Origin of the sequence: Cellulophaga fucicola (assembly GCF_900119145.1) — a bacterium.
GTDB lineage: Bacteria > Bacteroidota > Bacteroidia > Flavobacteriales > Flavobacteriaceae > Cellulophaga > Cellulophaga fucicola.
Map to the genome: position 1 here is coordinate 1 of NZ_FPIY01000012.1, position 12,906 is coordinate 12,906.

5 protein-coding genes and 1 pseudogene are annotated in these 12,906 nt (G+C 33.3%); all 6 read right to left on the bottom strand.

What is annotated here, in order from left to right:
* A pseudogene (locus tag BT107_RS17190) lies at positions 1-746 on the bottom strand (hypothetical protein); the annotation flags it as partial.
* A gap of 376 nt (positions 747-1,122) precedes the next feature.
* A complete protein-coding gene (locus tag BT107_RS17195) occupies positions 1,123-4,692 on the bottom strand; it encodes a PA14 domain-containing protein (RefSeq protein WP_072305074.1) in 3,570 nt (1,189 codons plus the stop codon).
* Between the two features lie 213 nt (positions 4,693-4,905).
* Entirely contained in the window at positions 4,906-9,381 is a 4,476-nt protein-coding gene (locus BT107_RS17200; protein WP_072305075.1) for a beta strand repeat-containing protein, read from the bottom strand.
* A gap of 209 nt (positions 9,382-9,590) precedes the next feature.
* Positions 9,591-11,528, bottom strand: a complete 1,938-nt coding sequence (locus BT107_RS17205; RefSeq protein WP_072305076.1) for an OmpA family protein — start codon at positions 11,526-11,528, stop codon at positions 9,591-9,593.
* Positions 11,529-11,545: 17 nt separating this feature from the next.
* Positions 11,546-12,496, bottom strand: coding sequence for a PorP/SprF family type IX secretion system membrane protein (locus BT107_RS17210; protein WP_072305077.1), 951 nt, complete (start codon positions 12,494-12,496; stop codon positions 11,546-11,548).
* Between the two features lie 18 nt (positions 12,497-12,514).
* A partial coding sequence (locus tag BT107_RS17215) for a T9SS type B sorting domain-containing protein (RefSeq protein ID WP_139254343.1) occupies positions 12,515-12,906 on the bottom strand: 392 nt, incomplete at its 5' end.

Below are 12,906 nucleotides of genomic sequence, written 5' to 3' on the forward strand. Positions count from 1 at the left end.
GTATCTACTGTTGCAGAATTTCCTGAGTCATCTGTTAACGTAAATGTTCCGTCTCCGTTGTCTAAAACTGTTGAACGTTTAGCATCAAATGTAGTTACTACTCCGTCTTCGTTTGTGTAGGTAAATGTTCCATCTGTATTATCTACTAGTGTAGATAATGTTTCTGTGAAAATAGTTTCCGTACCATTCTCTGATCTGTATGTAAAACTACCGTCTCCATTATCTACTAAAGTAGTTATTGTGTTATTGGTGTCTACTGTTGCAGAATTCCCTGAGTCATCTGTTAACGTAAATGTTCCGTCTCCGTTGTCTACTACTGTTGAACGTTTAGCATCAAATAATGTTACTACATTTTCTTCGTTAGTGTATGTAAACGTACCATCTGCGTTGTCTATTAAAGTAGTTTCTGTTTCAAATAGATAAGATAAATTTACCACACTTGTACTACCGCCCTGCATAGTAAGTGTAAGTTCACCTGTTGTTTCATCAAATACAAAATCTTGAATTTCTGGATTACTACCAGAAGATAGTTCCCAAGAATCACCATCCCAAAAATAGATAGTTCCTGTGTCTGTATTTACATACAAGTCTCCTAAATCTGCACCAGCTGGCGATGATGATCCTGGAACAGTCACATCTGTACCACTCAGTACTTCGCAATTACATTGATCTTCTAATGTAACAGTGGTTTGTGAAAATGCAATTGCCGACATTAAAAATAGTATCGGTAATAATAACTTCTTCATGGTTGGGCGTTTTATTTTAATCATTTCTTACTTGTAATAAATTTATGCTCAGTTAAAATCAGGCTAACACCTATGTATAACTTTACTTTACAAAATTAACGTTAGATAGATGGCTAGAAAATAAATGTTGTGTAACACCCCTTTTGTAATGTAAACATCTATAAAAGCATTGTAGACCATATTTAATCTTGTTAAATAAGCTATTAACAAATGTTTTTAATCGATTACAATGCTATTTTAAACGGATGCCTGTATTCAACAAAAAAATATTTTTAGTTAAAAGTGGTTGTGATTTCACTTAAAAAGAGAGTCTAAGTAGGTAATTTAAAATATCAAAAAAAAGCACATTAATTAACAACTGTTAACTATTTAACCTTTACTGTTTTTTAATTCGATACGTTATTCTTCTGTTGGTAATTACAGTCTTAAATTTGACAAATAAAAGTGCCGAATTTGAAGTTAAAACGGTACATATTATAGATGAATTTGAAACCAAAACTCTATATGAATATCCATTTTTTTCGGTAGAGACTTTTTCAACAGAAAGATTAGATGTTTGTGATCCTGAATACTCAACACCATCTATGATATTTACATAATTAACACCATCTGTGCTTACTTGCCATTGAAATGTATCTGTATTATTTCCGTTTACTGTAAAAACTGCATCATTACCCACAAATACCGTTTGATCTCCTGGCTGGCTAGTTATCGTTGGTACTGTTGTTACTTGTAAAAAATCGTAACTACCATTAACATCTTTATCTACTGGCGTAGTATATGCTGCACCTACCACAGAACCATCTAAATTAACTGTTGGTGTACCAGTACCATACATTCCGTTATTATCCGCATCTGCTGTAACATCTGCGTATGCCTCATCTGCATCATTACAACCATCTCCATCACTATCATCATCTAAATGGTTAGGGTTGGTATCACCATCTAGGTTACCAGACCTACAGGCTGTAAAACCAAATGAGATATCATCAAAAATTGAATATAGATCAGAAGAATCATCAATTTGTCCATATACATAAAATCGAAATGAGTATTGCGTATTTGCTTTTAAATATAAAGGACTGCTAGCTAAATGATCAAAAGTTGCATAAGAAGACCCATCACTTGTATGAAAAACATCTGTAGATAATGTTTGCCACGCACTAGAACCAGTTATAGTGTATGCTGTTGCTGTGTAATAAGAATCTCCTCTAGTTGTATCATACCACCCCGAACGAATTCTATTTAACGCAAGTGAGGATATATCCGAACCTGTTGTAAAAGAAAGCTCTATATAGTCCCCGTTTTGCACAGCTTCTTCTTTTGTCTGAGATGTAAAAGGTTCTATATGTATGTTACTTGCCGATATATTAAATTGAGAACCATTTAATATCATTGTTTCGGTATCACTTAACACCCAATCCTTAATTTTTGCATCATTATTAGTATCCATTTCCAAATTTCCAGAAGGATTGTTTAGAGTCCAAGCAAATTCATTTGACACATTATCTATAGACTCATCACAATCTGAAACACCATCATTATCATCATCTACATCACAACCGTCTGGAACACCATCATTATCACTATCTATGGCATCATCAAAATAAGGACATTTATCATTTAAATTATTTACACCATCACCATCGTCATCACACATATCTGATGTAATAGTATAATCGGTACTACTACCCTTTCTTTGCCCTCCATTTATTGCTATTGGAATTCCGTTTTCATCTACAGTACCAGAGATACTACCGTTACTATTTAAATCTGAAAAATCTAAGTTTTTGTTCCCTTCCAAAGCATCAAAGCAACCATCATTATCGCTATCTAAATCATTAGCATCTGGAATACCATCACCATCTGTATCTGTAGCTTCACATTCTTTAGATTGCGTAACATTATCTATGTATAAAGAATCATGATCGTTAATTGCTGAAGAACCATCAAAACTTAATGTAACTGTACTACTGCTTGGTATAAAAGTAAAACTCCTAGTTGCCATATTACTTGTAGCGTTACCTTCTTGTGCATTTCCTCCGTTATTTGCTGCTATTTCTGTAGACGTTTCTGAGAAATAACTAACACCATTTATTTTTACTACTAAAGTAGATTCTCCTGTAAAACCAGCATTTGATCCCACATCAAAAATAATAGTATTAGCTACATTAGGAGTTACATTTATTGTTTGATAAAAAGTAGCTGTACCTGTTCCGTTCCACTGCGCATAATAAGCTCGCTCAGCATCTGTACGCCAATTATTACCTGAAGCTGTCCAACTATCATAAAAAATCCAATCTTTAAAATCTCCGTTATTCACCAATTCTGATGGTATAGGATTACCGGATGATAAAATTGTAAAAGGAACATCTTGTTTTGTTATAGATGGTCCTTTATATCTTACATCTAAAGTTACAAGACCTCTTCTTTCAAAATACAGTACTTTAAATTTATACTCGCCTGGAATTAATGTTATTGTTCCAGAGCGTTCTTGTGTGCCATGATCTCCATCATTGTTTACAACTTCTGTGTCATCTATAAATAGTCTAGAGCCATCATCAGAATTTGTATAGAAAGTATATGTACCCTCTGTATCTATTCTTATATACCCATTATATCTAATGGCATAAAAGTCTGAATCTCCCGGATCTAATAAATCTTGCAGTGCATTTACATTAAAATTATTAATACGTCCTTCTGCTAATGCTCCTGAAGTTGGAATATTATTTGTTGTAGCACCTGGCACATCCAAGTCGTAAAACTCATACTCTAAAACACCATATTGTTTACAAGATAAATTCTCTTCAAAATCTAAAATACCATCATTATCGTCGTCTAGGTCACAACCATCTGGTACACCATCATTATCACTATCTATTGTATCATCAAAATTTGGACATTTGTCGTTTCCGTTATTTACTCCGTCTCCATCATCATCACACAAATCTGAAGAAACTGCATAATCTGCACTACTCCCTTTTGCTTGACCTCCGTTTACTGCTATTGGAATTCCGTTTTCATCAACAGAACCAGAAATACTACCATCACCATTTAAATCTAAAAAGCCTAAATTATCATCTCCCTCTAAAGCATCAAAACAACCATCGGCATCACTATCTAAATCTAATGCATCTGGCGTACCATCACTATCACTATCTAGACATTGTGTTCTAGATATACTCACTAAATCTATTGCTGCTCCGTTAGACGTTCTGTCTGGTGTTGCGTAAAACTGTATTGTTGTTTTTGTTGTTGTTGCTACAAAATTACGTTGAAAATGAAACCATTGTTTAGGACCTCTTACGCCCCCTACTAATCCTTGAGCCGTATAAGTTAAAGTCTCATCGATAATATGGGTATTGCCAGAATCCACGATATCTATATCTAGAGTTACTGACGTTCCTGCTTCATGTCCTATATCTTCTCCCCAGTAGAATGAAACGGTATACGTTACTCCTACTACTGTATTTACTTCTTGAGAAAGTGTATTATTTACACCACTTGTTACATCGTTATTACCGGTAACATCTACATATTGGGTTCCATGGTAAGCATCTGCATAAACATCTGGACTCCAAGAAGGGCTTCCGCCGCCTACCCAACCATCCATATTGGTTGTATAGTTCCAGCCAGTTAATTGATTGGTGTTGTATGTGGCTCCAATAAAGGTACCAGATCCGTCTGTAAAACCATTGGGAAAGACTGCAGGATCTGTAAAATCTTGCATTTCAAAAGAAGGATTTATGATTAAATTACCACAACCTTCATCTACATCTAAAATTCCATCATTGTCATCATCAAAATCACAAACATCATTAATACCATCACCATCTGTGTCTATTCCAGATGGATCTGTACACTGACCAAACATTGCTGAAGTACTAAATAAACTAACTACTAAAAGTAAAAAGGTAACGAACTGCTTACTTACAATTTTTATCATCGGTTGAGGCTATCTATTATAGATATTAAACTGGTTAGGTTTTGATATTAAATTATAACATCAAAAATCTAACTATATACCGCCGATTAGAAACAATTGTTGCGAAAGAGACTAATACTTACGCTGAAACAAATGTTTCTTGTTGTATACTATATTTTTTTAATTAAATCTTATTTTTTTCAACCTAAAAAAGAGACACTTAATCCGATATTATTAATTACCCTTTACTCTATATGTAGTATTTCTGTTTGTAATTACATTAAAAGCCTTTAATACAACAAAAGGGGAGAACTCCGAAGTTGAATTTGAAATTGTTGCTGTAGTGGTTACAAAGTTTCCGATAACTACAGATGCTGGTTTTGGAATAACAAACCTAAACTTATTTGTAGTATCATTATTACCATCATCATCTGAATAACTAGAGGTATTAGGAAATTGATCTGATGCACTACCTTCTAGCATAGATCCTATGAATATTTGTCCTTCGCCATAGTCTGTAACCATACCTAAACTGTTATCTCCTGTATTTGCTGTTCCTTCATTAATATCTGTTAAAAACAATTCTATTGTAGCTCCCGGCCTAGACCAACCCTCTACTATAATATTAGAACCAGATACAAATGCATTAGATATTACAGCAAAATTAGCTAAGCCATTGGGACCATTATCCCCATCACCAGAATCATTAATAGTTACACCATCACCAACTGCATTACCTGCATCTAAATCTATACCTAAAGCAGGACTTGTTGTTCCGTTTGCAAATATTGAGTTTCTAGAAATTGTATTGCCACTTGTGTTACCACCAGCTATTACAATACCTGCGCCTCCGTTAGCCGTTATAATATTATTTGTTATAGATGAGTTATTACCATCAATTTTTATACCTGCATTTTCTACTACACCACTACAGTTACCACCGTTTTGACCAGAGGTTCTAATTGTGTTTTCTAAAATTGCCACACCATCTACGTCCTCTACTTCTATACCTAGTGCTCCTGCATTTTCAATTAAATTTTGAGTAATTGTTATATTACTTCCTCCTTCAATAAAAATATTATCAAAACAAGCTCCTGTTCCGTTCTCTGTTAAATGATTGTTTTGAACAAGTACAGAAGATCCTCCTCTTATTCTTATTCCTGCGTCTGAATTTGTTGTAATAAAATTAGAATCTATTATTGCATCTCCTCCAGTAACCTCTACTCCATAATCTATATTACCTGCATTTACTCCTACTGCATTTACTCCTAAAAGAGAATGAGAAACAGTGCCTTCTCCTCCACTTATAATAATACCTGCATTGTTGTTTGCATAAACAGATACATTACGTATTACAGTGCCATCACCAGATGTATTAAGAACATCTCCGTTATTTTTATGAATCTGTATTTCTGGTCTATCATAGCCCGGTAACGATATAGCTGAAACACCTACAGATGTACCACCTGCACCTTCTGCTCCAAAATTAGAGTTTCCAGAATATGCCGTTTGTGTACGCCCATCTATAATTGTTTTAGTCCCTGTTATTTGTTCTAAAGGATTACCATTAGATATTAAAATATCAAAAATACCACCTGCATAATTTGCATCTGCTGTTCTACCTAATGGATCTGATGTAGGAGGAATCATAAATATTGATGTATCATCACCTGCTGCAGGGTCAAAAAGACTATTAGCCTCAATATCTACAGTAGCTTCTGCTAAACTGTTTGAATTTTTTATAAATTGATTTAAAGATCCTTGTCCGTCTTCATTAGTATTAACTATAGTATTAAAGTTAAAACCAAAATTAATACCTACAACACCATTACCTGCAACAGATACGTTAGATACAGTTTGTGCATTATTAATTACTCCTAAAGAAACATCTTGGGTAGCTGTAGGGTCTTTTCCTCCAACTTCATTTGGTTCTGCTTGTATTGCACCTGCTGTACCAAAAGACCTATATGTTTGTACTGGATAACAATTTGAACAGCTAAAACCACCACCTCTAGTCGATTTTATTGTAGAACTTACAGTTTTTATGAAATAATCCCCATCTGCCATACCTCCAAAAGAGTAATATCCAGATGCATCTGTGGTTTTTCTTTGAATAAAATTACCTGAGTTGTCAAATAACTCTACTACAGCACCTTGTATACCTACTCCGTTAGAAGTTGCTTGGTCACGACCAATACCGCCTGGGTAGTTAACATCTTCAAAAACAGTCCCTGCAATTAAGTTAGAAGGTACTTTAATAACTACCGCAGCAGATATTACAAAATCCTGACCAACATCTACATTTGCTGTTACCTGACTATCTGCTGGTGATATAAATGAAGAAATATCATAAGTATCTAAATCTACACCATACGAATTAGCAATATTATAAGTTGGACTTACCGTATTATCATAAATGGTAGAATTATAAGCATTGTTTCCAGACTGCCCTCCATCATTTGTTAAAATAAAATTCTGTCCTGTCTGGTTTGTTATTGATAATTCTTCTGGATTTGTAGATCCAGAACTAGAACCATTTAAATCCGGATCTCCTTCCCAAGATAAGAATGATGCTTTTGCACCTGCTCCAGAAATAGCGTAAAAAGAATCTAATGTAAACGAAGTACCTTCATTACTTAATCCGTCAAAACCTTGATATAAATTTATGTTTACAGCTGGTAAATTTGGATCTTCATAAAACACAATCAATGTCCAACCTCCTAAAACTGTAGAAGTAGTACAATAATCTCCTGTATTATTTATAGTTAAACCACTAAAATCAAAAACATTTGTACTAGGGTTTGCTACATTCTTAACAATATCTGTAACATCACTTACGTAGCCAAAAAAGTTTCTATTAGTTAATGAAGTTTGATATAAGAAGTTTGCTGATACATTTTGACCTTCAAAAATAACATCTGCATCTCTAACAGTACTAGAGTGAGCCCAATATAAATAAGCTCTTTCTACTGTTCCTGTATTAGGGATTGGAGATATTAAGGTGTTTGAAGATGATGTAGTAACAGTACAAGGAGAAACTCCATTTGCTCCTGTTCTTAATGTACCTCCAGTTGTAGAATAATCATAATACCCATCAAACTCCTGAAACAAAGTAAGTGGATCATTAGCTAAAATTTGCGAGTTAATTGTTCCTATACCTGTATCTGTATAATTAATAGTTGCATATTGAGCCGTAGCCCCCGTAAATTCTATTTTAAAATTTTCAGCAAATTCTGGTGTACCATCATTAGTTATAGGTACCGAAATGGTCTGTACATTGCCCAACTCTCCTGTAAAAGTCAATGTTCCGCTTACCGCTGTATAATCGCTTCCAGCTAAAGCTGTATCATCTACTGTTGTATAATTTACGGTAAAAGGAGACTCAACAAAACCAAATAAGAAAACGTTTCTACCGTGTGCAGCTCTTGTAGATGTCACTGTAAAAATTGCCACACCTGCATCTTCATCTATAGTTACGTCTTCAATTTGTATTACCGGCCCTTCTGGAAAACAATTAACTTGAGCTTCCCAACCTGCGCCTGTTGTATTTCCATTAGAAGTAAATCTAAAGGTTAAACATCCTGATGCTGCTGATGAATTTATAGAAGTTGGAACGTTAGCACTATCAAACTGACCAATTAAAGGAGCACTTGTTGAGTTGCCATCATAGATATATAAAATATCACCAGTTACTATTTCAAAAGCTGTAAAATCTACATTTATATAAGTGTCTGCTGTATCTGGACAAATTGTGTAAGTTGCATTTTCGTTATTACCATAGTTTGATGGCCCTCCTGGATCAAAAAAAGTATCGTTACAACTATTAACCGTAACACCATCTGTCATAACCAAAGCATCATCATCTATAATAGTACCAGTTCCTCTGTCTGTTATATCTATGGTAGAATTGCTAGAGCTCGTAAATCTTATTGTAAACTCTTCTGCTCCTTCAATAGTTGTATCATTTAATATAGGTACAGTAATAGTTTCTGTATCATTAATATTACCATTAAAATTTAAGGTTCCTGTTCTAGCTGTATAATCTGAACCTGCTGTTGCTGTGCCATTAAAAGTTGTATAATTAACAGTATAAGAACCAGATGTACTTGCAACAGTTTGCCTTACGGTAAAAGTAGCTGTACCAGCATTTTCATTAACTGTAACATCATTAATTTCTAAAACAGGGCTAGATACTGCTGTAAACAATACGTTATCTATAAATACCTGATCATTAGTAGCCCAATTATTTCCACTAGTTGACCTAAAAATTATAGCCGGATTAGAAGCAACTTCTGCTGCGCTAAGGGTATAAGATATTGAACCCGTATTACTTGTATTAATATTATTTACAAGGTTCCAAGCTCCTGTATTACCATTATAAATGTAAACTCCTAAAGATTGGCTTCCTCTATTTCTAGCATCATAATCCAATGTTAAGGTAACACTGTCATAACCAGATAAAGGTACAAACCTATAAATAAAAGCATTATCTAAATCTCTAAATCTTAACCTATTACCATTAACACGTATTCTTCCATCCCAAGTTCTATTGTCATCGCCAGATTCTATCCAACTAGATGAAAAATTTTGGTTACCATCATTTCTATTATAAGATGAGGATGAGAAATTATCTCTAAAGGTATCTTGCCCTACTACCAAAGAGGTAAAGAACATAAAAATGATTACAATAAATACATTAGTTAACTTCATAATAAGAATTGTGTTTAGGTTGGGGGAATGTCACTAATGAACACACCTATCTTATTGGCTGCTAAATTAACACCTAATGATTACATGTTATAATATTTGTTGTGAACAAGTGTTTATCCTCTGTTTGTGCCTATAAAGCTGAAGTATACAAACAAAAAAAAAGCCTTAACACTAAGGTTAAGGCTTTTAGTTTTATATCAATGTTATTTTTATTCTATAATAATAAACTCTGATCTTCTATTTAACTGATGTTCTTTTATTGTGCAAGGTACACCGTTCTCGCATTTATTTACAAGACGAGTTTCTCCAAAACCTTCACCTTGTAAACGTGTTGCATCTATACCTTTAGAAACCATATAATTTACTGTAGCTTCTGCTCTTTTTTGAGACAACCATAAATTATAGGCATCTTTACCTCTACTATCTGTATGCGAGTTTACCTTAATTTTTAAACTAGAAAACTTCTCCATAGCAACAATTACTTTTTGTATTTCAATTTCTGCATCCGGACGAATATCAAACTTATTTAGATCAAAGTAAATTGTGCTTAATTGTAATAGCTTTGCTAAATCGTCTCCCATACCAGCGGTAACTTTATCTCTTTCTAGATAAAAATCTACAACTTGTGGTTCTCCATTAGACTTTGCTAAATATTTTTCTGAGGGTACATAACCTTCTACTACTGCCCTAACAAAATTACCTTTGTTACAGTCTAATGTAATGTTATAAACACCATTAGAACTCATAATAGTAGATGAAATTTCTTCGTTATTTTCATCTATAACTTTAATAGATGCACCAACTAAAATTTCATTAGATATTTTGTCTCTTACTGTACCTGTTATCTCTTGTATACAATCTAAAACAAGTGGCTCGTTTTCTACAACTGCATAAATATCATCTTCACCAACTCCCTCTTTTCTGTTAGAAGCAAAATAGCCATTTCTATTTTCACTATCAAAAATAAAAGTAAAGTCGTCCATATTACTGTTTACAGGAGCACCTACATTTACAATAGAACCAGTTAATGTATTATTTGCAATTTTAGTTGCAAATACATCTAAACCACCTAGACCAAGATGTCCGTCTGAAGAAAAGTAAAGCACACCCTCATCTGATACATATGGGAAAGTTTCTCTAGAATCTGTATTAATATTACCTCCTAAATTTTCTGGTGTACTAAAGGTATCATCATCATTTATAGTTGTTCTATAAATATCAGACAAACCATAAGTCCCAGGCATATCAGATGCAAAATATAACGTTTTTTCGTCACGACTTAATGCAGGATGAGCAACCGAATAATTATCACTATTAAATGGCAACTCAGTAATATTTGTCCACATACCATCTATAAAGTCTGCTCTAAATATCTTTAATCTTACAACACCTTCACTATCCTCAACTTTTTTACCTTCTTTATAATTATTTCTAGTAAAATACATTGTGCTACCATCTCTTGTAACAGCAGAAGTAGACTCGTGATACCTAGTGTTTATATTCTTATCTAACTTTACAACTTTGTTTAAAGATGTACTGTCTGCATTTACCTTATATAAATCTAAAAAATCTCTTGAGTTCCAAGTGTGTCTATTCTTTGCTAAGTTACCGGTATCTCTATCTGAAGAGAAAAGAAGTCCTTCATTATAAAACGATGGAGCAAACTCATTATGTATAGTATTATATTGAAATTTAGATATTTTAAATTTATCTGTATTTTCTTTTATGTCTTCAAAGGAAGCTACTTTATCTTTAGACAAAGACGCATTCTCTCCAGTTGAAGATATGTCATAGAACTTTTTTAAGATAGAATTAGAAAGCTCGTAATCTCCTAATGTTCTTAATGTTTGTGCATATCTAAAATACTGTTCTGCTGTAACGTCAGACTCATATTCAGATACCAATCTTTGGTATATTTCTGCAGCTTGCTTATAGTCTGCATTATAGTAATATGAATTAGCTAACTTATCTAATAAATCTGCAGATACAAATCCTTTTTCTATAACCTTTGTATAAATATCTATAGCCGGACTAAAAGAATAGCTTTTGTATTTTTCGTTTGCTTTTACTACTAATTTCTCTTGAGCATTTACATTCCCAATAGTAAAAAGTAATATTGCAATTAATATTGTAATTTTCTTAATCATTAGTTCTGTTTTTAGTTCTAGAAAAATCTAGGTGATACTAGTTTTTCAAATGCTCTAACCAATTCAAATCTTAAAAATACTTCAAAAGATCCATCGTTAAACTGTGTTCCTCCTAATTCTGTAGTCTCCTTATCATATGCTAAGCCTAACATTACTTGGTCTGATATTTGAAAACCTGCCAAAGCACTTACTGCCGCATCCCATCTATAGGCTGCACCAAATGTGAACTTTTCATTGTACATAAAGTTTGCAGATAAATCTACTTGTAGAGGAGCACCATCTACAATTTTAGTTAACAATGCTGGCTTAAATTTTAAATCGTTATTTAAGTCAAAAACATAACCCGTAATTGCATATAAATTAACCTTGTCTTGTGATAAAAATTGTACATCATCAGAACTAGAATTTCCACTATCAAAATGGTCTGTTTCTAATAAATTAGGTGCAGATAATCCAAAATAAAATTTATTTGTGTGATAGTAAAAACCTAATCCAAAGTTGGGCGAAAATTTATTATCAATATTATCTGTCTCTACAACTTCATCATCTATTTTTCTTAGTTTTTCAAAATCCAGATTTAATAAATTACCCCCCACTTTTACACCAAAAGATAATTTTCTGTCTTGTGCTAATTTTAAGGTATAAGACACAGTAGCATCTATATAAGTTTCTTGTACTACACCATCGCCAATTTCATCATTAACTATAGAAACTCCGTATCCAAGATTACTATTTCTTATTGGAGAATGCAGATTTAATGTCTGAGTTGTAGGCGCACCATCTAAACCAACCCATTGAGCTCTGTATAATGCAGCAATACTTAACTGGCCTCTAGACCCTGCATATGCAGGGTTTACAGCTAAAGTATTAAACATATACTGTGTATACTGTGCATCTTGTTGTGCACTAACACTTTCTAATGCTAGTACTACTAATAGTACTGTTGCGAGAATGCTTCTTTTTATCATTTTATGATATTAAATATATTATTTACTTACGTATAAGTAACCGTTGTCCGTATTGTTTTTTCCGTTTTGTTCGTAGTTAAAGATGTAATAATATACACCTGAAGGAAGAATATTTCCTGCTTTTACTGTTGATCTTCCTTTAGACCTACCATCAAAAACATTATTTATATTATTATATCCTTCTGCTTCAAAAACTGCAACACCCCATCTATTAAATATTCTTATGTTATTATTAGGAACTAGATCCACGTTATCTATCCATAAGAAATCATTACTACCATCACCATTTGGTGTTACCATTTGCATTACTACAACTGGATCATTTTCTGGCTCTCTATCGTCTACATTATCTAAATAATCTGGTGTACCATCACCATCTGTATCATCATTAGTTGGGTTACCATCACCAT